This is a genomic window from Streptomyces subrutilus, from assembly GCF_001746425.1.
GTDB classification, from domain to species: Bacteria; Actinomycetota; Actinomycetes; order Streptomycetales; family Streptomycetaceae; genus Streptomyces; species Streptomyces subrutilus_A.
Genome location: NZ_MEHK01000001.1, coordinates 2,299,296 through 2,323,784 on the forward strand (window position 1 = coordinate 2,299,296; position 24,489 = coordinate 2,323,784).

Annotated in this window: 23 protein-coding genes; 10 read left to right on the forward strand and 13 right to left on the reverse strand. The window is 71.8% G+C overall.

Features of this window, described 5'->3' with window-relative positions; translation table 11 throughout:
* Positions 1 to 37: 37 nt before the first annotated feature.
* The gene (gene ctaE, locus BGK67_RS11395; RefSeq protein ID WP_069919977.1) at positions 38 to 658 is read right to left on the reverse strand and encodes an aa3-type cytochrome oxidase subunit III; all 621 of its coding nucleotides are present in this window, start codon (positions 656 to 658) and stop codon (positions 38 to 40) included.
* Positions 659 to 856: 198 nt separating this feature from the next.
* Here ctaE and BGK67_RS11400 point away from each other — a divergent pair, with 198 nt between their 5' ends.
* Positions 857 to 1,261: a hypothetical protein gene (locus tag BGK67_RS11400; protein ID WP_069919978.1), complete on the forward strand. Its 405-nt coding sequence runs from the start codon at positions 857 to 859 to the stop codon at positions 1,259 to 1,261.
* A 52-nt stretch (positions 1,262 to 1,313) separates the two neighbouring features.
* On the opposite strand, the gene BGK67_RS11405 is transcribed toward BGK67_RS11400, so the two are convergent.
* The 4 genes from BGK67_RS11405 to ctaC all read right to left on the reverse strand — a co-directional run bounded on the left by BGK67_RS11405 (position 1,314) and on the right by ctaC (position 5,769).
* A complete protein-coding gene (locus BGK67_RS11405; protein WP_069919979.1) occupies positions 1,314 to 2,558 on the reverse strand; it encodes a L,D-transpeptidase in 1,245 nt (414 codons plus the stop codon).
* A 117-nt stretch (positions 2,559 to 2,675) separates the two neighbouring features.
* Positions 2,676 to 3,074: a cytochrome c oxidase subunit 4 gene (locus BGK67_RS11410; RefSeq protein ID WP_069919980.1), complete on the reverse strand. Its 399-nt coding sequence runs from the start codon at positions 3,072 to 3,074 to the stop codon at positions 2,676 to 2,678.
* Positions 3,071 to 4,798 carry an aa3-type cytochrome oxidase subunit I gene (gene ctaD, locus BGK67_RS11415; RefSeq protein ID WP_079154126.1) on the reverse strand — a complete coding sequence of 576 codons (1,728 nt, stop codon included), beginning with the start codon at positions 4,796 to 4,798 and terminating at the stop codon, positions 3,071 to 3,073. Before ctaD ends, BGK67_RS11410 begins: the two co-directional genes overlap by 4 nt.
* Entirely contained in the window at positions 4,795 to 5,769 is a 975-nt protein-coding gene (gene ctaC, locus BGK67_RS11420) for an aa3-type cytochrome oxidase subunit II (RefSeq protein WP_069919981.1), read from the reverse strand. Before ctaC ends, ctaD begins: the two co-directional genes overlap by 4 nt.
* A 283-nt stretch (positions 5,770 to 6,052) precedes the next feature.
* Here ctaC and BGK67_RS11425 point away from each other — a divergent pair, with 283 nt between their 5' ends.
* Positions 6,053 to 7,444, forward strand: a complete 1,392-nt coding sequence (locus BGK67_RS11425; protein ID WP_069919982.1) for a cysteine desulfurase/sulfurtransferase TusA family protein — start codon at positions 6,053 to 6,055, stop codon at positions 7,442 to 7,444.
* Between the two features lie 105 nt (positions 7,445 to 7,549).
* On the opposite strand, the gene BGK67_RS11430 is transcribed toward BGK67_RS11425, so the two are convergent.
* Positions 7,550 to 8,524, reverse strand: a complete 975-nt coding sequence (locus tag BGK67_RS11430) for a carbohydrate kinase family protein (protein WP_069919983.1) — start codon at positions 8,522 to 8,524, stop codon at positions 7,550 to 7,552.
* Between the two features lie 132 nt (positions 8,525 to 8,656).
* Here BGK67_RS11430 and BGK67_RS11435 point away from each other — a divergent pair, with 132 nt between their 5' ends.
* Positions 8,657 to 8,896, forward strand: a complete 240-nt coding sequence (locus tag BGK67_RS11435) for a hypothetical protein (protein ID WP_069919984.1) — start codon at positions 8,657 to 8,659, stop codon at positions 8,894 to 8,896.
* A 72-nt stretch (positions 8,897 to 8,968) separates the two neighbouring features.
* The gene (locus BGK67_RS11440; protein ID WP_069919985.1) at positions 8,969 to 10,429 is read left to right on the forward strand and encodes a hypothetical protein; all 1,461 of its coding nucleotides are present in this window, start codon (positions 8,969 to 8,971) and stop codon (positions 10,427 to 10,429) included.
* Positions 10,430 to 10,530: 101 nt separating this feature from the next.
* On the opposite strand, the gene erpA is transcribed toward BGK67_RS11440, so the two are convergent.
* Positions 10,531 to 10,887, reverse strand: a complete 357-nt coding sequence (gene erpA / locus BGK67_RS11445; protein ID WP_030010511.1) for an iron-sulfur cluster insertion protein ErpA — start codon at positions 10,885 to 10,887, stop codon at positions 10,531 to 10,533.
* A gap of 314 nt (positions 10,888 to 11,201) precedes the next feature.
* Between erpA and nadA the strand changes: the two genes are divergently transcribed.
* Positions 11,202 to 12,389, forward strand: coding sequence for a quinolinate synthase NadA (gene nadA, locus BGK67_RS11450; RefSeq protein WP_069919986.1), 1,188 nt, complete (start codon positions 11,202 to 11,204; stop codon positions 12,387 to 12,389).
* Positions 12,390 to 12,503: 114 nt separating this feature from the next.
* On the opposite strand, the gene BGK67_RS11455 is transcribed toward nadA, so the two are convergent.
* From BGK67_RS11455 to BGK67_RS11465, 3 genes are all read right to left on the reverse strand, one after another.
* Positions 12,504 to 15,632 (reverse strand): efflux RND transporter permease subunit, encoded by a 3,129-nt coding sequence (locus tag BGK67_RS11455; RefSeq protein WP_069919987.1) that lies wholly within the window; start codon positions 15,630 to 15,632, stop codon positions 12,504 to 12,506.
* Between the two features lie 144 nt (positions 15,633 to 15,776).
* A complete protein-coding gene (locus tag BGK67_RS11460; RefSeq protein ID WP_069919988.1) occupies positions 15,777 to 16,493 on the reverse strand; it encodes a response regulator in 717 nt (238 codons plus the stop codon).
* 38 nt (positions 16,494 to 16,531) lie between these two features.
* Complete coding sequence (locus BGK67_RS11465; RefSeq protein ID WP_069919989.1) at positions 16,532 to 17,353, reverse strand: adenosylcobinamide-GDP ribazoletransferase; 822 nt, start codon at positions 17,351 to 17,353, stop codon at positions 16,532 to 16,534.
* 70 nt (positions 17,354 to 17,423) lie between these two features.
* Here BGK67_RS11465 and BGK67_RS11470 point away from each other — a divergent pair, with 70 nt between their 5' ends.
* Entirely contained in the window at positions 17,424 to 18,194 is a 771-nt protein-coding gene (locus BGK67_RS11470; RefSeq protein WP_069919990.1) for a hypothetical protein, read from the forward strand.
* 77 nt (positions 18,195 to 18,271) lie between these two features.
* On the opposite strand, the gene pspAA is transcribed toward BGK67_RS11470, so the two are convergent.
* Both pspAA and BGK67_RS11480 read right to left on the reverse strand, forming a co-directional pair.
* Entirely contained in the window at positions 18,272 to 18,550 is a 279-nt protein-coding gene (gene pspAA / locus BGK67_RS11475) for a PspA-associated protein PspAA (protein WP_069919991.1), read from the reverse strand.
* A 13-nt stretch (positions 18,551 to 18,563) separates the two neighbouring features.
* Entirely contained in the window at positions 18,564 to 19,358 is a 795-nt protein-coding gene (locus BGK67_RS11480; protein WP_079154127.1) for a PspA/IM30 family protein, read from the reverse strand.
* 282 nt (positions 19,359 to 19,640) lie between these two features.
* Here BGK67_RS11480 and BGK67_RS11485 point away from each other — a divergent pair, with 282 nt between their 5' ends.
* Positions 19,641 to 20,249, forward strand: coding sequence for a DUF3043 domain-containing protein (locus BGK67_RS11485; RefSeq protein WP_107488800.1), 609 nt, complete (start codon positions 19,641 to 19,643; stop codon positions 20,247 to 20,249).
* A 59-nt stretch (positions 20,250 to 20,308) separates the two neighbouring features.
* Complete coding sequence (locus BGK67_RS11490; RefSeq protein WP_107488958.1) at positions 20,309 to 21,067, forward strand: class I SAM-dependent methyltransferase; 759 nt, start codon at positions 20,309 to 20,311, stop codon at positions 21,065 to 21,067.
* 731 nt (positions 21,068 to 21,798) lie between these two features.
* Here BGK67_RS11490 and BGK67_RS11495 read toward each other — a convergent pair.
* Complete coding sequence (locus BGK67_RS11495; protein WP_069919994.1) at positions 21,799 to 22,011, reverse strand: hypothetical protein; 213 nt, start codon at positions 22,009 to 22,011, stop codon at positions 21,799 to 21,801.
* Positions 22,012 to 22,104: 93 nt separating this feature from the next.
* On the opposite strand from BGK67_RS11495, the gene BGK67_RS11500 reads away from it, so the two are divergent.
* Both BGK67_RS11500 and cobT read left to right on the forward strand, forming a co-directional pair.
* Positions 22,105 to 23,334: a bifunctional adenosylcobinamide kinase/adenosylcobinamide-phosphate guanylyltransferase gene (locus tag BGK67_RS11500; protein ID WP_069919995.1), complete on the forward strand. Its 1,230-nt coding sequence runs from the start codon at positions 22,105 to 22,107 to the stop codon at positions 23,332 to 23,334.
* A 70-nt stretch (positions 23,335 to 23,404) separates the two neighbouring features.
* Entirely contained in the window at positions 23,405 to 24,469 is a 1,065-nt protein-coding gene (cobT, locus tag BGK67_RS11505) for a nicotinate-nucleotide--dimethylbenzimidazole phosphoribosyltransferase (RefSeq protein WP_069919996.1), read from the forward strand.
* The last annotated feature ends 20 nt before the right edge of the window (positions 24,470 to 24,489 follow it).

Sequence of the window (24,489 nt, forward strand, 5' to 3'; positions counted from 1 at the left end):
TGGATGGAGTGCCGGGTCGCGCCCGGTGACGTGTTCGCTACTTGATCAGGTAGATCGTGGCGAAGAGGCCGATCCAGACGACATCGACGAAGTGCCAGTAGTAGGACACGACGATGGCCGACGTGGCCTGTTCGTGGGTGAACCTCTTGGCCGCGTACGTCCGGCCGAGGACCAGCAGGAAGGCGATGAGACCGCCCGTCACGTGCAGACCGTGGAACCCGGTGGTCAGGTAGAACACCGAGCCGTACGGACCGGACGAGAGGCTCATGCCCTCGTGCTTGACCAGCTCGGTGTACTCGAACACCTGGCCGCCAATGAAGATCGCACCCATGACGAACGTGATGATGAACCACGTCCGGAGCTTCTTCACGTCACCGCGCTCGGCGGCGAAGACGCCGAGCTGGCAGGTGAGCGAGGAGAGCACCAGGATCGTCGTGTTCGTCGCCGAGAAGGGCAGGTTCAGGCTCGAGGCCTGCTCTGTCCAGTACTCGGCGCCTGTCACGGATCGCAGGGTGAAGTACATCGCGAAGAGGGCCGCGAAGAACATCAGCTCGGAACTCAACCAGATGATGGTTCCGACGCTGACGAGGTTCGGCCGGTTGACCGTCGGGTGCGCGTGCCCGGTATCTACTGTCGTTGCTGTCGCCACGACCGACATTATGTCGGTCGCTTATCCCGCCCTCACCCCGGGGGGTGCCGTTCGGAGTGTCCGGGGCGTGTGCAAGGCCCGAACGGCCCATCAGAAGAGCCGGTGAGCGTCTCGTGCGAGGTGTCCGAACCGATGTTGACAGCGCATCGGGAGGAGTAGCATCCCGCGCAACATCAACGTGATTCACGTGACACGTGGAGGAACGAAATGCGGGCGACTGCGCGGGTTCTGGTCTACAGCGACGACGCGGGCACCCGGGAGCAGGTGCGGCTGGCGGCAGGGCGCAGGCCGGCCGCGGACCTGCCGCCCGTGGAGTTCCTGGAGTGCGCGACGCTGCCGGCGGTTCTGACGGAGCTGGACGCGGGCGGCGTGGACGTGTGCGTGCTGGACGGCGAGGCCGTTCCGGCCGGGGGCATGGGCGTGTGCCGGCAGATCAAGGACGAGATCTTCCGGTGTCCGCCGGTGCTGCTGCTGATGGGGCGCCCTCAGGACGCCTGGCTGGCCACGTGGAGCCGTGCGGACGCCGCCGTGACCCTTCCGGTGGATCCGGTGGAGTTCGCGGACGCACTGGCCGCCCTGCTGCGCGCCCGCCTGTCCTCCTCGGCCGCCTGACAGGCCGCCACCGGGCCCACGGGGTTCCCGTGGGCCCGGTGGCGGGCCGGGATCACACGGTGGGGCGCAGGCGGGCCTGGTCGACGGCGCTGCGGCCTTCCTGGGTGCCCTTGAGCAGGGCGCTGCCCTGGCGCCAGTCCTTCCAGTCCATGTTCCAGTCGCCGAAGCCGTTGCCGAAGATGTCCATGTCGTCGCCGATGCTGTTGACCACCTCGACGATGTCGCCCTCGGTGATGTTCTCGTAGAACCAGGCGGCGTTGCCGGTGCTCATGCCGGTGCAGCCGTGGCTGACGTTCGCATAGCCGTGCGAGCCGATGGACCACGGTGCGGCGTGGACGTATTCACCACTCCAGGTGACGCGGGTGGCGTAGTAGACGGGCAGGTTGTAGTACTCGCTGCCGCCGATGCCGACGGAGTCGCCGCGCATCCGGACGAAGTACTGCTTGCCGAGCACCACCTTGATGCCGTTGCGGGTGGAGAACCCGGGCTTGCCGGTGGTGATCGGAATGGAATTGATCACTTCTCCGTTGCGCTTGAAGGTCATCCAGTGCGAGGCGGCGTCGGTGGTGACCTCGACGCGGTCGCCGATCTCCAGCTTCAGCGGCTTGGCGGCGGCCCCGTAGAGCTGGTCCTGGATCCGGACGCCCTCCAGGTTGCTCCGTACGGAGACCTCCGTGTTGGCGGGCCAGTACTCCTTGGGCCGGTAGTGCAGCTTCTTGTCGTCGACCCAGTGCCAGGCGCCCTCGACGCCGGCGGGGGCGCTGACGATGAGGCCCCTTTCGATGACGCCGCGGGCCGCCTTGTCCTTGACGGGCTCGCTGAGCTCGGCCGTGAGGGGCTGCCCGACGCCGTATTTGCCTTCCTCCGGGCCGAATTCGACCTTCAGGACACCTTTGGCCGGGGTGGTGTCGAACGTGATCGTGCGCTGCCCCGGAGCGCCCTCGGCGTTCTCGGTGCTGACGGTGACCGTGTAGCGGACGCCCGCGGCCATGGACACCGTGTTGTGCCAGCGGTCGCCCTTGGCGGAGAGTTCGCCCGCCAGGCGGCGTCCGTGGGTGTCCACGACGGTGACGTCGGTGATCCGTGCCTCACCCCCCTTCGTCGTGACTTCGAGGGGCTTGTCGGGGTCCACCGGGCGGCTGCCGGCGGCCTGGTTGAAGGCGATTTGCCCGCCCGCGTCGTACGGGCGGGCTGACAGCGGGTTGTCGCCGGACCCGCACGCGGTGGCGCCGGCCCCGAGGGACGCGACCAGCAGGGAGCAGCCGAGTACCGTCCAAAGACGCGGTGAGTGCTTCATGGAGCCAACGCTATGAAGATATGACAATTACGGCGCGCGGGGTGACTGCAAACGAGGGGCCCGGACTCCTCCGAAGAGGTGTCCGGGCCCCGGGTTCACTGCGTGTGACGGGTCTGGCTACTGGTTCTGGTTCTCACCGCGGTAGTACTCGTACACCCAGCCCCACAGGCCGATCAGGATGATCGGGGCCGAGAAGTACATGAGCCACCAGCCGAAGATGACGCCCATGAACGCGAAGGCGCCACCGATCGCCAGCGAGAGCGGCTGCCAGCTGTGCGGGGAGAAGAACCCCAGCTCGCCCGCCTCGTCGGCGACGTCGGCCTCCAGGTTGTCCTGGGCCATCTCGTCCACGCGCTTGGCCGTGAAGGCCAGGTAGTAGCCGATCATGACGCTCAGGCCGAAGGCCAGGAAGAGCGCGGTGGTGCCGACGGGCTCCTTCGACCACACGCCGTACACGACGGCCATGATCAGGATGAAGAAGGAGAGCCAGAGGAACATCTTGCCCTGGATCTTCACTTGCCGGCCTCCTTGCCGCTGGTGACGACCTTCGCACCGGGGTGGTCCTCGAGGTGGTCGAGGGCCGCGATCTCCGGGTGGTGCAGGTCGAACGCCGGGGACTCGGAACGGATCCGCGGCAGGGTGAGGAAGTTGTGCCGCGGCGGCGGGCAAGACGTCGCCCATTCGAGCGAACGCCCGTAGCCCCACGGGTCGTCGACCTCGATCTTCTTCCCGTACTTCGCCGTCTTCCAGACGTTGTACATGAAGGGCAGCATCGACAGGCCGAGCAGGAAGGAGCTGATCGTCGAGATCGTGTTCAGCGCGGTGAACCCGTCGGCGGCGAGGTAGTCCGCGTAACGGCGCGGCATGCCCTCGGCACCCAGCCAGTGCTGCACCAGGAAGGTGCCGTGGAAGCCGATGAACAGCGTCCAGAACGTGATCTTGCCGAGGCGCTCGTCCAGCATCTTGCCCGTGAACTTCGGCCACCAGAAGTGGAAGCCGGAGAACATCGCGAAGACCACGGTGCCGAAGATGACGTAGTGGAAGTGCGCGACGACGAAGTACGAGTCGGAGACGTGGAAGTCCATCGGGGGCGAGGCCAGGATGACGCCGGTCAGACCACCGAAGGTGAAGGTGATCAGGAAGCCGACGGCCCAGAGCATCGGTGTCTCGAAGGACAGCGAGCCCTTCCACATGGTGCCGATCCAGTTGAAGAACTTCACACCGGTCGGTACCGCGATCAGGAAGGTCATGAAGGAGAAGAACGGCAGCAGCACACCGCCGGTGACGTACATGTGGTGGGCCCACACCGTCACCGAGAGGCCGGCGATCGCGATCGTCGCGCCGATCAGCCGATGTAGCCGAACATCGGCTTGCGCGAGAAGACCGGGATCACTTCGGAGATGATCCGAAGAACGGCAGGCGATGATGTACACCTCTGGGTGTCCGAAGAACCAGAAGAGGTGCTGCCAGAGCAGTGCTCCGCCGTTCGGCGGGTCGAAGATGTGCGCACCGAACTTCCGGTCCGCCTCCAGCGCGAAGAGCGCGGCGGCCAGCACCGGGAAGGCGAGCAGGACCAGGACACCGGTCAGCAGCACGTTCCAGGTGAAGATCGGCATGCGGAACATCGTCATGCCGGGTGCGCGCATGCAGATGATCGTGGTGATGAAGTTGACCGAGCCGAGGATCGTGCCGAAGCCCGAGAAGGCCAGACCCATGATCCACATGTCGGCGCCGATGCCCGGCGAGCGGACCGCGTCCGACAGCGGGGTGTAGGCGAACCAGCCGAAGTCGGCCGCGCCGTTCGGCGTGGCGAAACCAGCCACCGCGATGGTCGAGCCGAAGAGGTACAGCCAGTACGCGAACATGTTCAGCCGCGGGAACGCCACGTCGGGCGCGCCGATCTGCAGCGGCATGATCCAGTTCGCGAATCCGGCGAACAGCGGCGTCGCGAACATCAGCAGCATGATCGTGCCGTGCATCGTGAACGCCTGGTTGAACTGCTCGTTCGACATGATCTGCGTGCCCGGACGGGCCAGCTCGGCGCGCATGAAGAGCGCCAGGATGCCGCCGATGATGAAGAACACGAACGACGTGACCAGGTACATCGTGCCGATGGTCTTGTGGTCGGTGGTGGTGAGCCACTTGACGACCACGTTGCCCGGCTGCTTGCGCCGTACCGGCAGCTCGTTCTCGTACGAGTCAGCTGCGGCGGCACCCTGGGATTCGTTGAGGATGCTCACAGTTTGTTCGTCTCCGCATTCCGGGCCGGGTCGGTCTGCTTGATGCCGGCCGGCAGGAAGCCGGTCTGACCCTTCTCCGCCAGCTCCTTCAGGTGCGCCCGGTACTCCTCGGGCGAGACCACCTTGACGTTGAAGAGCATCCGGGAGTGGTCGACGCCGCAGAGCTCGGCGCACTTGCCCATGAAGGTGCCTTCTTGGGTCGGGGTGACCTCGAAGACGTTGGTGTGGCCCGGGATGACGTCCTGCTTGAACAGGAAGGGGACCACCCAGAAGGAGTGGATGACGTCGTTCGACGACAGGATGAAGCGGACCTTCTCACCCTTGGGCAGGTACAGCGTCGGCCCGGGGTTGTTGGTGTCCGCGTCGCGGTCGCCGGGGACGCCCTTCTGGTAGACGCCTTCGGCGCCCGCGGGGAAGTCCTTGGTGAAGCGGTCCGGGAGGGCGGCGAGTTCCTTCGGAACCTCGCCCGCCTTCGGGGACGCCGCGTCGCCGTCGACGTTCTCGATGTAGTTGAAGCCCCAGCTCCACTGGTAGCCGATCACGTTGATCGTGTGCGCCGGCTTGGCGGAGAGGGAGAGCAGCTTCGACTCGTCACGCGCGGTGAAGTAGAAGAGCACCGAGACGATGATGAGCGGGACCACGGTGTACAGCGCCTCGATGGGCATGTTGTACCGGGTCTGCGGGGGGACCTGCACCTTCGTCCGGCTGCGCCGGTGGAAGATGACGCTCCACATGATCAGGCCCCACACCAGGATGCCCGTGATGAGGGCGGCCGCCCAGGATCCCTGCCACAGGGAGAGGATGCGCGGCGCCTCCTCCGTGACCGGACGGGGCATTCCAAGGCGGGGGAAGTCTTCCCAGTTGTACGAGCAACCAGTGGCGGTCGCCAGAACCGCGCCCGCAGTCAGCGCCTGCAGCAGCTTCCGCCGCATCGGGCGCCGCGGCGAGCGGTCGGAGCCGTAGGGACTCACGTAGCGCCTTCCCGAGAGTCTCGGCCCGCGCGGCCGGACGCGGCCGTGTTCGGGTCGGTCGCCGGCCCTGACGCAGGCAGGGGTTTGGATGTTTATGCGGACCAAACCCTACTGGACGCTATTTGGGGTCGCGCGGGGAGGGTGCCCAACGCGCCGCTACTGCCCCCGAAGGGATGGATCCGCCGTCCGGGGGATGCGGCGAGCGGCCCTGAACGGCGGCCTTCCGAGGACATCTGACGCCCCCTGACCTCGGGCGCTCCCGGTCGCCGGTTAGCGTGCCCGTATGCCGTACTTCGACACCGCGTCCGCCGCCCCGCTGCACCCCGTGGCCCGGCAGGCGCTGCAGGCCTCCTTGGACGAGGGGTGGGCCGATCCCGCCCGCCTGTACCGGGAGGGCAGGCGGGCGCGGCTGCTGCTGGACGCGGCGCGGGAGGCGGCCGCGGAGGCGGTGGGCTGCCGGGCCGACGAGCTGGTGTTCACTCCTTCGGGGACGCACGCGGTTCACACGGGGGTCGCGGGGGTCCTCGCGGGGCGCCGGCGCGCCGGGAGCCGGCTGGTCGTGTCGGCGGTCGAACACAGTTCTGTACTCCACGCGGCGCAGGCCCACGAGAGTGCCGGGGGCAGGGTCACCGAGGTCCCGGTGGACCGGTACGGCGCGGTGACGGCCGCCGGGTACGCGGAGGCCCTGAGCCCGTCGACGGCGCTGGCCTGCCTCCAGTCCGCCAACCACGAGGTGGGCACGGTCCAGCCGGTGGCGGAGGTGGCCGTGGTCTGCGCGGAGGCGGGGGTCCCGCTGCTGGTGGACGCGGCGCAGTCACTGCCGTGGGGGCCGGTGGAGGGTGCCTGGTCGGTGCTGGCCGCGAGTGCGCACAAGTGGGGCGGGCCGCCGGGGGTGGGGCTGCTGGCGGTGCGCAAGGGGGTCCGGTTCTCCCCTCGACATCCGGCGGACGAAAGGGAGTCGGGCCGCTCCCCCGGCTTCACGAACCTTCCCGCGATCGTGGCGGCGGCGGCGTCCTTGCGGGCCGTACGGGCCGAGGCGGACGCGGAGGCGGCCCGGCTGCGGATCCTGGTGGACCGGATCCGGCGGCGGGTGGTCCGGCTGGTCCCGGACGTGGAGGTGGTCGGCCATCCGGAGCTCCGGCTGCCCCACCTGGTCACGTTCTCCTGCCTGTACGTGGACGGCGAGATCCTGCTGCACGAGCTGGACCGGGCCGGGTACTCGGTGTCCTCGGGCTCCTCGTGCACGAGCTCGACGCTGACCCCCAGTCACGTGCTGCGGGCGATGGGGGTGCTGTCGGAGGGGAACGTACGGGTCTCCCTGCCGCTCGGGACCACGGCGGAGGAGGTCAACGGATTCCTGGAGGTGCTGCCGGGCGCGGTGTCCGGGGTACGGGAGCGGCTGGGCGTGACCGAGCCGGTCCCGGCGGGGGTGGCGGCCGGGTCGGCGCCGGAGTCCCTGGAGCTGGACGCGCTGGGGCTGCGGTGCCCGCAGCCGGTGATCGAGCTGGCCGCCGCGATCGGGCGGGTGCCGGTGGGGGGCACGGTCACGGTCGTCTCCGACGACGAGGTGGCCCGGCTGGACATCCCGGCGTGGTGCGGGATGCGGGGTCACGCGTATCTCGGCGAAGCCGAGCGCGAGGCCGGTACCGCGTACACGGTCCGCCGCCTGGTCTGACCGCGCCCGGCCCCGGCCAGGCCCTCGGGCCGAGCCCCGGCGACGGCGGCGCGCCTGGCCGGTCCGAGGCGCGGGCGCCCCGGGCCGGCCAGGCCGGCGCAGCGGTCAGGCCAGGTGGGCCTTGACCTCGGTCGCGGCCTCGTCGCCGTACGCCTTCGTGAAGCGCTCCATGAAGTGGGCCCGGGCCAGGGTGTACTCCTGCGTGCCCAGGGTCTCGATCACGAGCGTGGCCAGCATGCAGCCGACCTGCGCGGCGCGCTCCAGGCCGACGCCCCAGCCCAGCCCCGTCAGGAACCCGGCGCGGAACGCGTCGCCGACACCCGTCGGGTCGACCTTCGCGGTCTCCTCCGGGCAGCCGACGACGATCGGCGCCTCGCCGACCCGCTCGATCTTGACGCCGTTGGAGCCGAGCGTGGTCACGCGGGTGCCGACCTTCGCCAGGATCTCCGCGTCGGACCAGCCCGACTTGGACTCGATGAGGCCCTTCTCGTACTCGTTCGAGAAGAGGTACGTCGCGCCCTCCATCAGGGTGCGGATGTTCTCGCCGTCCATCCGGGCGATCTGCTGCGAGAAGTCGGCGGCGAAGGGGATCCCCCGCGTCCGGCACTCCTCGGTGTGGCGCAGCATCGCCTCGGGGTCGTCCGCGCCGATCAGGACGAGGTCGAGCCCGCCCACCCGGTCGGCGACGGCCTTCAGCTCGATCAGGCGGGCCTCGCTCATCGCGCCCGTGTAGAAGGAGCCGATCTGGTTGTGGTCGGAGTCCGTGGTGCACACGAAGCGCGCGGTGTGCAGCACCTCGGAGATGCGGACGGACTCGGTGTCGACTCCGTGCCGGTCGAGCCAGGCGCGGTACTCGTCGAAGTCGTAGCCGGCGGCGCCGACCAGGATCGGGCGGCTGCCGAGCTGCCCCATGCCGAAGCAGATGTTCGGGCCGACACCGCCCCGCCGGACGTCGAGGTTGTCGACGAGGAAGGAGAGGGAGACCGTGTGCAGCTGGTCCGCGACCAGCTGGTCGGCGAAACGGCCGGGGAAGGTCATGAGGTGGTCGGTGGCGATGGAGCCGGTGACTGCGATGCGCACGGCGTGACGCTCCTGCGGAGGACGGCAAGGGGGACAGTCAAAACTACCCGGTCGGGGGCCCGGTGCCGAACGGCCGAAACTACCCCGTAGTAGGTCTTTCTTCGCTCCTGGCGCGGTGCCTACGGTGCCTTCATGACCTACACCGACGGATACGGCTACTGCGAGTACACCGCCGACAGGCGCGGCGCGGAAGGGCCGCGGCAGCCCGGCTTCGCCCGGCTGCTCGGCGACTGCGCCCGGATGGCCCCGCACTGGGCGGCCGAGGCGGGCCCCCGGCCGGTCCGCGTGGCACCCTCGCAGATCCACGGGATCAGGGTGCCTGCGGCGTCGGCGCGGCTGATCGCGTCGACCGCCGCGTACGGGGACCAGTAGGACGGGAACCGGTTGCGCCCCTGTTCCGTCCCACCCGCATCAGGCAGGACGGGACAGTGAAGGAGCGATGCGGTGACCAGCGAACAACCCGGCACATCACCCGGCACACGACGGCGGCCCTCCTGGGCCGTCGGCTCGATCGCGGCCGCCGTCCTGCTGGCGGGCGGCGGGACCGCGTACTGGGCTTCCACCGCCCACGGCGACGGCGCGGCCCCCCGTGCGGAACGGGCCGCGGCCTCGGCGCCGCGTGACGCGGGCGACCCGTCGGGGCCCGGGATCGCGCCCGGGGAGCCCGATCCGTCCGGCGGCGGTGTCGTCTACCGGGCCGATGTGCGGCTTCCGGAGGCTCCGGCCACCGCGCCCTCCTTCAGCGCGTCCGGGGAGGTCTCCTCGGACGCGGTGGCCCGGCTCGCGGCGGCCCTGGGCGTGCCCGGCACGCCGCGGCTGAACGGGGACGTCTGGCTGGCCGGTGAGGCCGCCGACGGGGCCGGGCCCCGGCTCACGGTGACCCGCACGGCCCCGGGGACGTGGAACTTCAACCGCTTCCAGGCGGGGGCGGGGACGGGTAACGGGACCGGCGACGACTGTGTCCGCGGCAAGGACACCTGCGGCCCGGCCACCCTCCCGCGGGACGCCGGCAACGCGGGGAACCCGGGCTCCGGCAAGCCGGTCTCCGAGGAGGCGGCCAAGACGGCGGCCCGCCCGGTGCTGGCCGCGGCGGGCCAGGATTCGCCCGAGCCGGACGCCCGGCTGACCCAGGGCTCCGTTCGGGTGGTGACGGCGGACCCGGTGGTCGGCGGCCTGCCGACGCAGGGCTGGTCCACCAAGGTGAGCGTGGGCGCCGACGGCTCGGTGGTGGCGGGCAGCGGCGAACTGGCGGTCCTGGTGCGGGCGGCCGAGCAGCCGGTGGTCGGGGCCGTGGAGGCGCTGGCCCGGCTGAACGCGAGGTCGGGCGGTACGGACGGCGCCGGCACCGGCCCGAGCGGCTGCGCGACCTCGGTCCCGCTGGAGCCGGACAGCCCGGCGGGGGCCACGGACACCCCGCCGTGCGATCCGGAGCCGCGGCCGATGAAGCCGCCGCGTACGGAGACGGTCAAGGGCGCCGTGCTGGGCCTGGCGTCCGGGACGGTGGACGGGCGGCGGGGCCTGGTCCCGGCCTGGCTGTTCGAGGTGGCGGGCAAGGACGGCGCTCCCGGCCACACGGTGGCCGAGCCGGCCGGCGCCGCGGGGGGCGGCGGCGCGACGCCCGCCCCCGCGCCGAAGGACGGCCGGACCGTGCCCGGGTTCTCGTACGCGGAGGCGGACCGGAAGCTGACCGTGAACTTCTGGGGCAGCCCGTGCAGCAGCTATGCCGCGTCGGCCCGGGAGTCCGCCGACTCGGTCCTGGTGAAGATCACGGACACTCCGCTCCAGCCGGGTCAGGCCTGCATCATGCTCGCGCAGGAGATGTCCGTCACGGTGACGCTCGAGAAGCCGCTGGGCGGCCGCAAGGTGGTCGACACCAGCACGGGCAAGCCGCTCCCCCGGCAGTAGCGGCGGTTTCCGGACACCGCGGGGGCGGATACGAAAACGAGGGCCCGTCTCCGGTCGCGTGCGCGACCGGAGACGGGCCCTCGTGCGTACCGGGTCCAGGCTTAGCTGAACGAGTCGCCGCAGGCGCAGGAGCCCGTGGCGTTGGGGTTGTCGATCGTGAAGCCCTGCTTCTCGATGGTGTCGACGAAGTCGATGGAGGCACCGTGCAGGTACGGGGAGCTCATCCGGTCGGTGACGACCTTCACACCGTCGAAGTCCTTCACGACGTCGCCGTCGAGGGAGCGCTCGTCGAAGAAGAGCTGGTAGCGCAGGCCGGAGCAGCCGCCGGGCTGGACGGCGACGCGCAGCGCCAGGTCATCGCGGCCTTCCTGCTCCAGCAGGGTCCTGACCTTCTCGGCGGCGGCGTCGGACAGGAGGATGCCGTCGCTCACAGTGGTCTTGTCGTCCTGTACGGACATCTGCATTCACTCCCGAAGTGGGCGGCTCCCCGCCGGAGGCGGGGAAACGTCGGACTCTTGCCGTCGGTGGCAACGAGCGGGACCGCGGATTCATTCCGGGACCCGACGCTTGTCTCAGATATTCATGCTCGCACATCGCGGCTCGGGCGGACCTCAGGGAACGACGGGGTGATACCGGGTGATGCGTCACATTGACACTATCGGCATCGTCAAAGTGACATGAAGCGGCTATGATAGATAGCGTCAAGTAGACGAGAAGTCGAACCGGCGCCAGAAGAAGTCCCTCGTCAGTCCCTCGTCGCAGAACAGAAAGGGTGCGTGTCGTGACCACCGCCCAGCCTTTGGACGTCCAGCCGACGCCCCTCGCCCTGCTGCTGCTCGGCCGCGAAGCCGACCCCAAGAGCGAGCGCGGGGTGGAATGCCCCGGCGACCTGCCCTCGCCGTCGGACCCGGACCTCGTGGCGCGCGCCCGCGCGGCCAAGGAGAAGCTCGGGGACAAGGTCTTCATCCTCGGCCACCACTACCAGCGTGACGAGGTCATCGAGTTCGCCGACGTCACCGGCGACTCCTTCAAGCTGGCCAGGGACGCGGCCGCCAAGCCGGAGGCCGAGTACATCGTCTTCTGCGGCGTGCACTTCATGGCCGAGTCCGCGGACATCCTGACCTCGGACGACCAGAAGGTGGTCCTGCCCGACCTGGCCGCCGGCTGCTCGATGGCCGACATGGCCACCGCCGAGCAGGTCGCGGAGTGCTGGGACGTGCTGACCGAGGCCGGGATAGCCGGTGTGACGGTCCCCGTCTCGTACATGAACTCCTCCGCCGACATCAAGGCCTTCACCGGCAAGCACGGCGGCACGATCTGCACCTCGTCCAACGCGAAGAAGGCCCTGGAGTGGGCGTTCGAGCAGGGCGAGAAGATCCTCTTCCTCCCGGACCAGCACCTGGGCCGCAACACGGCCGTCCGCGACATGGGCATGTCCCTGGACGACTGCGTCCTGTACAACCCGCACAAGCCGAACGGCGGCCTGACCGTCGAGCAGCTGCGCAACGCCAAGATGATCCTGTGGCGCGGGCACTGCTCGGTGCACGGCCGGTTCTCGGTCGAGTCCGTCAACGACGTACGCGCCCGCATCCCCGGCGTGAACGTCCTGGTCCACCCCGAGTGCAAGCACGAGGTCGTGGCGGCCGCGGACTACGTCGGTTCGACGGAGTACATCATCAAGGCGCTGGAGGCGGCCCCGGCCGGCTCCAAGTGGGCCATCGGCACCGAGCTGAACCTGGTCCGCCGCCTGGCGAACCGATTCGCCGCCGAGGACAAGGAAGTCGTCTTCCTCGACAAGACGGTCTGCTTCTGCTCGACGATGAACCGCATCGACCTCCCCCACCTGGTGTGGACCCTGGAGTCCCTGGCCGAGGGCAACCTCGTCAACCAGATCCAGGTCGACAAGGAGACCGAGAGCTTCGCCAAGCTGGCGCTGGAGCGGATGCTGGCGCTTCCGTAGCCACGGCACCGGACCTACGGCGAAAGGGGCACCCCGAGGGGTGCCCCTTTCGTCTGCGCCCGTACGGGGACGCGCCGCAGGGGCGCCCCCGGCGGGGAGCGCCCCTGCGGTGGATCAGACCTTCGCCGGGGTCTCGCCGTCCTGGGCGGACGGGGCCGGGACCACCGTCAGGCGGGACTCCCGCTTGGCGGTGCGCTTCGCGCGGCGGCGCTCCTTGCGGAGCTCCACCATCGTGTAGAGGGTCGGCACCAGGAGCAGGGTCAGCAGGGTGGAGCTGACCAGGCCGCCGATCACCACGACCGCGAGCGGCTGCGAGATGAAGCCGCCCTCGCCGGTGACGCCGAGCGCCATCGGCAGCAGCGCGAAGATCGTCGCCAAGGCCGTCATCAGGATCGGGCGCAGGCGGTGCCGGCCGCCCTCGACGACGGCTTCGACGACGCCCAGGCCCTGGGCGCGGTACTGGTTGACCAGGTCGATCAGGACGATCGCGTTGGTCACCACGATGCCGATGAGCATCAGCATGCCGATCATGGCCGGGACGCCCATCGGGGTGCCGGTGACGATCAGCAGGCCGAGCGCGCCGGTCGCCGCGAACGGGATGGAGACCAGCAGGATCAGCGGCTGGACCAGCGAGCGGAAGGTCGCGACCAGCAGCATGAACACGATGGCGATGGCCGCCAGCATGGCCAGGCCGAGCGAGCCGAAGGCCTCGTCCTGGTCCTCCGAGACGCCGCCGATGGAGGCGGTGGCGCCGTCCGGCAGGTCCAGGGCCTTGAGCTTCGTCTGGAGCTCGGCGCTGACCGCGCCCGTGTTGTCGCCGAGCGGCTTCGCGGTGATGGTGGCGGCGCGGGCGCCGTCGATCCGGGTCATCGCGACGGGGCCGGGGACCTCCTTGACCTCGGCGATGTCGCCGAGCCTGACCGGGCCGACCGGCAGGGCCCGCAGTTCGGCCAGGGTGGCGGCCGGCTGCGCGGACCTGATGACGATGTCGCGCTCGGTGTTGTCCAGGACGGCCTTGCCCGCCGGGTTGCCCCGTACGGCCTGCGCGACGATCGCGCCGAGCGCGGCCTGGTTCAGGCCCGCGTCCGCGGCCTTGGGGGTGGCGGTGACCGAGATCCGGGGCACGGACTGGGACAGGTCGCTCTGCACGTCGGTGACGTCCTCGAGCTCGGCCACCTCCGCGCGGACCTGCTCGGCGGCCTTGGCGAGGACCTCGCCGTCGCCGGCCTTGACGACGACGCTGAGGTTCTGGCTGCCGAAGCCGTCGCCCGCCGCGATGCGGGTCTCGCCGATGTCGTCGAGGGCGGCCAGCTCGCCCTCGATCTGCTTCCTGACGGCCTCCGCCTTTCCGGAGTCCTTCAGGGTGACCTGGTACGAGGCCTGGTTGGAGCCCGTACCGCCGCCGAACGCGGCGAGGAAGCCGGAGGAGCCGACGGTGACCTGGTAGCTCTTGACGCCCTCGACCGAGGCCAGCGCCTGCTCGATCTTGCGGCTCGCCTCGTCGGACGCGGCCAGCGAGGTGCCGGGGGCCAGCTCCTGCTTGACCGTCAGGACGTCCTGCTCGCCCTGGTCGAAGAAGTTGGTCTTCAGCAGCGGAGTCATCCCGAAGGTGCCGACCAGGACGACGACCGCGATCGCCACACTGGTCAGGCGGCGCCGGGTGGCGAAGCCCAGGACCCGTACGTAGAGGCGCTGGAGCTTGCTGCGCGCCTCCTTCTCCTCGGCCTCGCGGCGGGCCTTCGCGGGGTCCTCGGCGGCGCCCTTGGGCGCGCGCAGGAACCAGTACGAGAGCACCGGCACGACCGTCAGCGACACGAGCAGCGAGGCCAGCAGAGCGGCGGTGACGGTGAGCGAGAAGGAGCCGAAGAGCTCGCCGATCATGCCGCCGGTGAGGCCGATCGGCAGGAAGACGGCGACGGTGGTGAGGGTGGAGGAGGTCACCGCGCCGGCGACCTCCTTGACCGCGGCGATGATGGCGGCCTCGCGCTCCTCGCCGTAGCCGAGGTGGCGCTTGATGTTCTCCAGGACCACGATCGAGTCGTCCACGACGCGGCCGATGGCGATGGTGAGCGCGCCCAGCGTCAGCATGTTGAGCGACAGGTCGCGGGTCCACAGCACGATGAGGGCGAGGACCACGGACAGCGGGATGGAGACCGCGGTGACCAGCGTGGAGCGCAGCGAGGCCAGGAAGACCAGGATCACGATCACCGCGAAGAGCAGGCCGAGCAGGCCCTCGGTGGTGAGGCTGGAGATGGACTTGGCGACGGCCGGGCCCTGGTCGCTGACGACGGTCAGGTCGGCGCCGGAGCCGAGCGTGGAGCGCAGCTCGGGCAGCCTGTCCTTGACGGCGTCCGAGATGGCGACGGCGCTGCCGTCCTTGTCCATCGTCAGGACGAGCGCGAGGCTGGGCTTGCCGTTGGTGCGGGTGATCGAGACGGCCTTGGCCGGCTCCTGCCTCACGGTGGCGACGTCGCCGAGGCGGACGGCCGGCTTGCCGGGGCCGGGGCTCAGGCGCAGGTCCTCGACCTGGGCCAGGGAGGTGTAGCCGGCGCCGACGCGGACGGTCCGGTTCTTGCCCGCCTCGTCGAAGGAGCCGGCGGGTACGCTCGCGCCGCCCGCCTGGAGGCCCTGGGCGAGGGCGGCGCCGTCGAGGCCGGCGGCCGCGAGCTTCGCGTCGTCGGGGGTGACGGTGACCTGCAGGTCCTGGACTCCGTCGACGGTGACCTGGCCGACGCCCTCGATGTCCGAGAGGACGGGGACGACGGAACGTTCCAGCTGGTCGGCGAGGGCCTGCTGGTCCTTGTCGGAGGTGACGGCGAGGATGACGGTCGGGATGTCGTCGGTGGAACCGGCCACCACCTGCGGGTCCACCTCGGCGGGCAGCCGGACGCGGGCCCGGTTGACGGCCTGCTGGACATCGGCGACGAGCTGCTTGGTGCCGCTGTCGCCGTAGTCGAAGGTGGCCATGATGAGGGCGTTGCCCTCGCTGGCGGTGGAGGTGATGCCGGTGATGCCGTCGACGCCCTTGAGCATGGCTTCGATCGGCTCGACGACCTGCTTCTCCACCACGTCGGGCGAGGCGCCCTGGTACGGCGCGAGCACGGACACCATGGGCAGTTCGATGGAGGGCAGCAGCTGCTGCTTGAGCTGCGGGACGGCTATGGCGCCGAAGAGGAGCGCGACGATCGACACGAGGCCGACCAACGCCCTTTGGGCAAGGCTGAAGCGGGACAGCCAGGACATGGATGGGATCTCTCTGCTGTGACGTCGGCGAAGGGCACCCCAGCCTTTCGCACCCGGCGGCGCCGCTGCGTCGCTCGCAGGTCCCGTCCTTATGTGCGGCATACCGCGTCCGTAGTACGCCGCACTACTCCGAGCCGTCCCCGGCTACTCGGCTCGGGGCCGGACCAGTCCCGATTCGTAGGCAATGACCACCAATTGGGCCCGGTCGCGGGCGCCGAGCTTGGACATGGCCCGGTTCACGTGGGTCTTGACGGTGAGCGGGCTGACCTCCAGCCGCCCGGCGATCCCGTCGTTGGACAGTCCCGCGGCGACGTGTACGAGGACCTCGCGCTCCCGGACGGTCAGCGCGGCCAGCCGCTCCGCGTGCGATCCGGCCGCGGCGGCGGCCGGATCGGCGCCGCCGCCCTGGGCGAGGAAGGTGGCGATGAGCCCCTTGGTGGCGGCCGGGGAGAGCAGCGCCTCCCCGGCGTGCGCGACGCGGATGGCGTTCAGGAGGTCCTCGGGCTCGGCCCCCTTGCCGAGGAAGCCGGAGGCGCCGGCCCGCAGGGCGGCGGCGACGTACTCGTCGACCTCGAAGGTCGTCAGCATCACCACGCGCACGGCGGCGAGTTCAGGGTCCCCGCTGATCATGCGGGTGGCGGCGAGCCCGTCGGTCCCGGGCATCCGGATGTCCATGAGCACGACGTCGGCGCGGGTCCGCCGGGCCAGCGCGTAGGCCTGCGCCCCGTCGGAGGCCTCCCCGACGACCTCCATGTCCGCTTCGGAGTCGACGAGCACCTTGAAGGCGCTGCGCAGCAGTGCCTGGTCGTCGGCGAGGAGCACCTTGATGGGCGGGGCCGGGTCCGTCGGAGTGTGGTCCACGGGGTGAGCGTACGGGGGCCCGCGCGGCCGGGGCCCGGTCAGCCCAGGGCGAGGACGACCAGGGCGGTGGTCGCGGAGACCTCGGCCAGGGCTCCGAAGACGTCGCCGGTGACCCCGTCGAAGCGGCGGACGCAGCGGCGCAGCAGGAGTTCCGCGACGAGGAGGGCGGCCAGGACGGCGGCCGCGTACCGGCCGGCGTCCGGGAGGCCCAGCGGGAGGGCGGCGGCCGCGGCCAGGAGCACGACCGCGGCGGTGGCGGCGGCGGCCGCGGTGCGCGGGACCACTCCGGCGACGGCGGCGCCCAGCCCCTCGGGGCGGGCGGCCGGGATGCCGTCGCGGGACGCGAGGGTCATGGCCAGGCGGGCGGTGACCGCGGCGACGACGGCGGCCAGGGCGCCGCGGATCCAGCTGTCGGCGTAGGCGTCGGACAGGGCGGCCGCCTGCACCAGCAGGGCGAGCAGCAGGGCCACGACGCCGAAGGGGCCGATGTCGGACCGCTTCATGATGCGCAGGGCCTCGTCGGCCGGTTTGGCGCTGCCCAGGCCGTCGGCGGTGTCGGCGAGTCCGTCCAGGTGCAGGCCGCGGGTGAGCGCGGCCGGGACGGCGACGGTGACGGCCGCGGCGAGCAGCGGGCCCCCGCCCAACACCAGCAGCAGCACCCCGGGTACGGCGGCGAGCACGCCGACGACCAGCCCGGCGAGCGGGGCGCAGGCCATGCCGGTGCGGGCGGCCGGGCGGTCCCAGCGGGTGATGCGGGCGGGCAGCACGGTCAGCGTGCCGAACGCGAAGCGGACGCCGTCGAGGAGCGGGGCGCGCTCCGCGGGCGGCGTCGGGGAGGGGTCGTCGAACGAATTTGTCATCGGCCCGAACGCTACCCGGTCACCACGGACGGTAAATTACCCCTTACGTGCCAAATAGGGAGTCAGTGGGATGGGTCACTGGTGGTATCGGAACATCGTCGAACCGGGGAAGCTGCCCCTCCTGCTCGCCCTGCTCTCGTTCGTGACGTCCTTCCTGGTCACCCGCGTGATCACCCGGCTGATCCGGGCCGGCCGGGGGCCCTTCAAGAACGTCACCCCCGGCGGGATCCACGTCCACCACGTGGTCCCCGGGGTGATCCTCGTGATCATCGGCGGATTCGGGGCGGTCGCCAGCGCCCGGCACGGTTTCGGCGCGGCGCTCTCGGCCGTGATCTTCGGGCTGGGGGCGGGCCTCGTACTGGACGAGTTCGCGCTGATCCTGCACCTCGACGACGTCTACTGGAGCGAGCAGGGCCGCAAGAGCGTGGAGATCGTGGTCCTGACGGCCGCCCTGGTCGCCCTGGTCCTGGGCGGATTCGTGCCCTTCGGGGTGAACGACCTGACCGCCGAGGAGCGGCAGAGCCGCGGGCTGGTCGCCATGAACACCGCCAGCAACTTCTTCCTGGCCCTGGTCGCCCTGTGGAAGGGCAAGGCGCGCACCGCCCTCTTCGGCGTGGTCATCCCCTTTGTGGCGCTGTTCGGCGCGATCCGGCTGGCCCGGCCCGGCTCCCCCTACGCCAAGAGGTTCTACGCGAAGCGCCCCCGTGCCCGGGCCAAGGCCGGGCTGCGCGCCTTCCACCACGACCGGCGCTGGGCGAGGCCGCGCCGCAAGTTCGAGAACTTCATCGGCGGGACGCCCGACCCGGAGCGGGCGGCCGTGGAGAAGCCGCCCGCCCCGTGAACGCGCCGACGGGCCCTCCCCGGGAAAGGGGAGGGCCCGTCGGCTTGGTGTCCGTCCGCGGGGCGCACCGGCCCCGCTCAGCCCGGGATCAGCCCGTCGTCCCTGAGCATCTGCCTGACCTCGTCCAGCGTCGCGTCGTCGCCCGGCAGGATCAGCTCGGACGGCTCCAGCGCCTCGTCCGGGAGCGGCTCGCCGAGCCGCCGTACGGCATCGAGCAGGGCGCCCAGCGTGCGCCGGAAGCCCGCCTCGTCACCGCCCTCCATCTCCGCGAGCAGTTCGTCGTCCAGCTTGTTGAGCTCGGGAAGGCGGCTGTCGGCCACCTTCACCTGGCCTTCCCCCATGATGCGGACAATCATGACGGACCCCGTCCTACTGCTTGTCGAACCGGTGCTGGGTCTGGGGCTGCTGGGCGGTGCCCGGGGCGCCGCCCTCGATGGCCTGCTGCTGCGCGGACGGGCCGCCCGCCAGCTCGGCCTTCATCCGCTGGAGCTCCAGCTCCACGTCCGTTCCGCCCGACAGGCGGTCCAGCTCGGCCTGGATGTCGTCCTTGGAGCCGAGCCCGCTCCGGTCGTCGAGCGCGCCCGAGGCCAGCAGCTCGTCGATGGCTCCGGCACGCGCCTGGAGCTGGGCGGTCTTGTCCTCGGCCCGCTGGATGGCCAGCCCCACGTCGCTCATCTCCTCCGAGATGCCGGAGAAGGACTCCGCGATCCGGGTCTGGGCCTGCGCGGCGGTGTAGGTGGCCTTGATGGTCTCCTTCTTCGTCCGGAAGGCGTCCACCTTGGCCTGGAGGCGCTGCGCGGCGAGGGTCAGCTTCTCCTCTTCGCCCTGCAGGGTCTGGTGCTGCACCTCCAGGTCGCTGACCTGCTGCTGCAGCGAGGCACGGCGGGACAGGGCCTCGCGGGCCAGGTCCTCGCGGCCCAGGGCGAGGGCCTTGCGGCCCTGGTCCTCCAACTTGCCGGACTGGCTCTGGAGCTGGTTCAGCTGCAGTTCCAGGCGCTTGCGGGAGGTCGCCACGTCCGCGACCCCGCGGCGCACCTTCTGGAGCAGCTCGAGCTGCTTCTGGTAGGAGTAGTCGAGGGTCTCGCGCGGGTCCTCGGCCCGGTCCAGGGCCTTGTTCGCCTTCGCGCGGAAGATCATCCCCATACGCTTCATGACACCGCTCATGGGCTTCGCGCGCCCCCTTCTAGACGGACTGTGCTCCAGGTCACCAACAGAACCCACAGTACGGGCCCTGTCTCCATTACCGCACTGTTCGAGTACGGATGCGCTCCTCCTCCAGGACGAGTACGTCCCCGCCGTGTCAGGCGTGAGGAGTAGGTGGGCCCCCGACCGGTACGGACCGGCACGGAGAGCGGGCCACCGCGCGCTCCCTGCATGGGGAAGGACGCGCGCCGTTGCCGGATCGTTCCCCACGGGGGTGGGGGCCGTGCCCGCGACCACGTAGGCTTGGGTTTTGTGTTTGGTAGCCGCTCCTCCAAGGAAGAGAAGGCCGCCGCCACCGACAAGGTGAGCGCCGACCTCTCGCAGCCCCGTGACCCGCAGGCCCCGAAGGGCCGCCCGACGCCGAAGCGTGCTGTGGCCCAGTCGCAGCGCAAGGCCGTCGTGGCCTCGACCGGCAACCGCAAGGAGGACGCCAAGCGTGCCCGTGAGCGCCGCCGTGTAGAGATGGCCAAGCAGCGCGAGGCGCTGGCCAGTGGCGACGAGCGTTACCTGCCCGTGCGCGACAAGGGCCCCGTCCGCAAGTTCGTCCGCGACTACGTGGACTCCCGCTTCTCGGTCGCCGAGATGTTCCTGCCCCTGGCGGTGATCATCCTGGTGCTGAGCATGGTGCGGGTGCCGTCCATCCAGAACATCGCCCTGATCCTGTGGATGGGCGTGATCGCCCTGATCGTGCTCGACTCCATCGGCCTGGTGTTCCGCCTCCGCAAGGCCCTGAACGAGCGCTTCGCCGACGAGCCGCGCCGCGGCGCCGTCGCGTACGGCCTCATGCGCACGCTCCAGATGCGCCGGCTGCGCCTGCCGAAGCCGCAGGTCAAGCGCGGGGAACGACCCTGAGCCGAGGGGCGCCCGGAGCGTCGGGGGACGGTTTGGCCTGGGGTCCGGGGGGAGCCCGGCTGTGGCTCGAGGGCCTGGGCGGACTGCGCAACGCGGTCCGGCAGGAACTCGTGGGCCGGCAGGTCGACGAGCAGATCGCGCAGCGCTTCCCGGTCGGGCAGCGGCTGCGCGTCCTCGACGTCGGCATGGGCCAGGGCACCCAGGCGCTGCGCCTCGCCCGCGCCGGGCACAAGGTGACCGGGCTGGAGAAGGACCCGGGGATGCTGGCCGTCGCCCGTGAGGCGCTGGAGGGCGAACCCGCCGGGATCCGCGACCGTGTCCGCCTCATGGAGGGCGACGGCCGCGAGACCGGCGCCCACTTCCTGCCGGGCAGCTTCGACGTGGTGCTGTGCCACGGGGTGCTGATGTATGTGCCCGAGCCGGACGCCATGCTCGCCGGGCTGGCCCGGATGCTGGCTCCCGGCGGCCTGCTGTCCCTGCTCGTGCGCAACGGCGACGCGCTCGCCATGCGGCCCGGGCTGGGCGGCGACTGGACGGGCGCGCTGGCCGCCTTCGACAGCACCGACTACCGCAACCGGCTGGGCCTGGACGTACGGGCCGACCGGCTGGCCGGGCTGACGGCCACGCTGAACGGGATCGGGGCGCCGCTGCAGTCCTGGTACGGCGTACGCGTCTTCACCGACGGCACCGAGGCGGGCGAGAGCCTGCCGCCCGAGGAGGAGCTGGAGCGGCTGCTGGCCGCCGAGGACCGCGCCGGCCGCACCGACCCCTACCGCGGCGTCGCGGCCCTGCTCCACTTGTGCGGAGTCCGCGGCTAGCCGCCCCGCCGAGGCGGCTGCGCGCACCCTGCCGCCCACCGGGCCCGCTGCCCGCACCCTGCGGCCAGCCGTCCCCACCAGCCCGCCGCGCGCGGCCTGCCGCCAGCCTTCGGCTGCGGCCGGCCGTCGCGCCGGGGCCGGGTGTGTGTCGGGGTGTCCCCGCAGGGCGCCCGAACACCATCCCGCCCGGCCTTGCGGCCCCCCGCCACGTTCGGCGCCCGAGGAGACACCCGACACGCGGCCGGCCCCGGCGGAGCCCTGCTCGGGCCGCTACGCGCCAAGCCCGGGCCCACAACGGGCCCGCGTCTACGCGACCTTCAGGCCGGACGACCTGCGCGCGCCGCCCGCCGTCCGGCATCGGCCGCGAACGGCGGCGGTGTCCCCGGCGGCAGGGTTTCGTTCCCGGCCGACCGCCGGCTCCCCGCAGGGCAGGAACCGGGCCACCCGCCCCTCTCCGAGCCGCGCGCCGCGGAACCCGCAGGCCAGGGGGCCATCAGCCCGCCGGGCCGGGCAACCGCAGGGTTCAGGTCCCCGCAGGGCCCGGGCACCCGCAGGGGCCGGGCACCGCACGGCCCGGGCACGCAGGCCCCTGGGAACCGTAGGGCTCGGCTCCCCGCAGGGCCCGGGCACCCGCCACACGGGAGCCGCCGGGGCCACGGGAGCCGCAGGGCCCGGGAAACCGCGCGGCCCGGGACCCGTAGGCCCCGGAACCGCCGAGCTCCCCGCAGGGGCTACGCGTCGAGGGCTGAGCGGAGGCTCATCGTGTACAGCTCGGTGCCGCCCTCGTCCGAGAGTTTCACCTGCTCGACGCCGCCCTCCAGCAGCTCCTTCCAGACCTCACCGATCCAGGACTCCGCGTCCCCCTGCGTGGTGAACTCCTCCGGCGCCACCGCCGGGCTCGCCTCCGTGCCTTCGGCCGTCTCGAACCGCCACGTCCACGCCATGTCCGCCTCCGTTGCTCGTCCGCTGCTCGCCTTGAGTGTGCCCGCAGAGTAGCCGGGCGCGCACCACTCCCGGCGACGCGGGAGGATCTCCCTGTGGAACTCACTCTGCTCGGCACCGGCACACCCGAGGGACTCCCCCGCCCCGGCTGCCCCTGTGCGGCCTGCGCGGTCTCCGTCGGTACCCGGGCGCGCGCCGCCACGGCCGTCCTCGTCGACGGCGCGCTGCTGCTCGACCTGACCCCCGGGGCAGTGCTGGCGGGCGCCCGCGCCGGGCATTCGCTGGCCGGCGTACGGCAGGTCCTGCTGACCCACCCGCACGACGGGCCCGCCGTGGAGCTGCCGCCCGGGCTGCCGGCCGCCGGGCGGGTCCCGGACGGCCGGGAGCTGTCGGTGATCTCGGGGCACCGGGTGCGGGCGGTGCCGATGGACGCGCCGGGCACCGGGTACGAGGTGACGGGCCCGGACGGCGGCCGGCTGCTGTACCTGCCGCCCGGCGGGGCTCCGGCCGGCTGGGGGTCTCCCCGGACGGAGTCCGGGGGAGGGCAGACCGGGCAGCGCCCGTACGACATCGTCCTGGCCGATGTGCTGGGGCGGCCCGAGGCCCTCGCCCGGCTGCGGGCGAGCGGCGCGGTGGGCCCGGCCACGGACGTGATCGCCGTCCACCTCGACCACGACACCCCGCCCGGCGGGGAGCTGGAGCGCCGGTGCGCGGCCGCCGGGGCACGGGCGGTGGCGGACGGGACGACCGTGCTCCTCGGGGAGTACCGGGCGGCGGCGGACCCGCCGCGCCGGACGCTGGTGCTGGGCGGCGCCCGTTCGGGCAAGTCCGTCGAGGCCGAGCGGCGGCTGGAGGGCTTCCCCGACGTGGTCTACGCGGCCACCGGCGGCAGCCGGGACGGGGACGCGGAATGGGCCCAGCGCGTCGGCCTGCACCGCGAACGGCGGCCCGCGAGCTGGCGGACGGCGGAGACCTGCGACCTGGTCCCGCTGCTCGCCGACACGGGTCCGCCGCTGCTGATCGACTGTCTGGCGCTGTGGCTGACGGACGCGATGGACCGGGCCGGCGCCTGGGACGACGACGTGTGGGCCAAGGGCGGGCAGCGCCGGCTGCGCGACCGGGTGGCCGAGCTGGCGGCGGCCGTGCGCGCCACCCGGCGCCGGGTGGTGCTGGTCAGCAACGAGGTGGGGTCGGGGATCGTCCCCGCGACGGCCTCCGGCCGCCGGTTCCGCGACGAGCTGGGCCGGCTGAACGCCTCGGTCGCGGGCGAGTGCGAGCACGTGCTCCTCGTCGTCGCGGGGCTGGCGACCGTCCTCAAGGGATAGCCGGGAACCGGCCAAGGCGGCCTGAATCCACGGCCTGAGGGAGGGCCTTACCGGCTGTACTCTCTGGCAGATGAGCACGCTGAATCTCGACGACTTCTCCGATCTGATCGAGCGCCCCGACGGGGGCGTCCGGCGTGACGCCGAGGAACGCCGTGAACGCCTCGCCGTGCCGCCCGGCACGCTGGGCCGGCTCGACGAGCTCGCCGAGTGGCTCGCCGCCGCGCAGGGGAGGGTGCCGGTCAGCCCGATCGGCCGGCCCCGCGTGGTGCTGTTCGCCGCCGACCACGGGATCGCCGCCGAGGGCGTCTCCGCCCGCGCCGCGTCCACCGCCCACGAGCTGGTGCGGAGCGTGCTGGAGGGGACCAGCCCCGTCGCCATCCTGGCCGGCCGGCTCGGCGCCACCGTACGGATCGTCGACGCCGGGCTCGACTGCGACCCGGGCCTGCTCCCCGAGGACGTGGTCCGCCACCGCGTGCGGCGCGGCTCCGGCCGGATCGACAAGGAGGACGCGCTCACCCTCGATGAGGCCCGCGCCGCCCTGGAACTCGGCATCCGGATCGCCGACGAGGAGGCCGACTCCGGTACGGACCTGGTCGTCCTCGGCGACCTCAGCGTCGGCGGGACCACGGCGGCCGCCGCCCTCGTCGGCGCCCTGTGCGGAACCGACGCCTCGGTGGTCACCGGCCGCGGCGGCCTGCCCATCGACGACCTGACCTGGATGCGCAAGTGCGCGGCGATCCGCGACGCGCTGCGCCGGGCCCGACCCGTGCTCGGCGACCAGATCGCGCTGCTGGCCGCGGTGGGCGGGGCCGACCTGGCCGCGATCACCGGTTTCCTGCTCCAGTGCGCGGTGCGCCGTACGCCGGTCATCCTCGACGGCGTCGTCTCGGCGGCCTGCGGCCTGGTGGCCCAGCGGGCCGCGTTCCGCGCCCCCGACTGGTGGCTGGCCGGTCACGCGAGCGGCGAGCCCGGCCAGTCGAAGGCCCTGGACCGGATGGCGCTCAACCCGGTGCTCGATCACGGCGTCTGTGTGGGGGAAGGTACCGGGGCATTGCTGGCCCTGCCCCTGGTCCAGGCGGCCGCCGCACTCGCGGCCGGACTCCCGGAGCAGGCGGTGCGGGAGCCGGCGCAGTGAGCCGCCGGGATCCGCGGCCC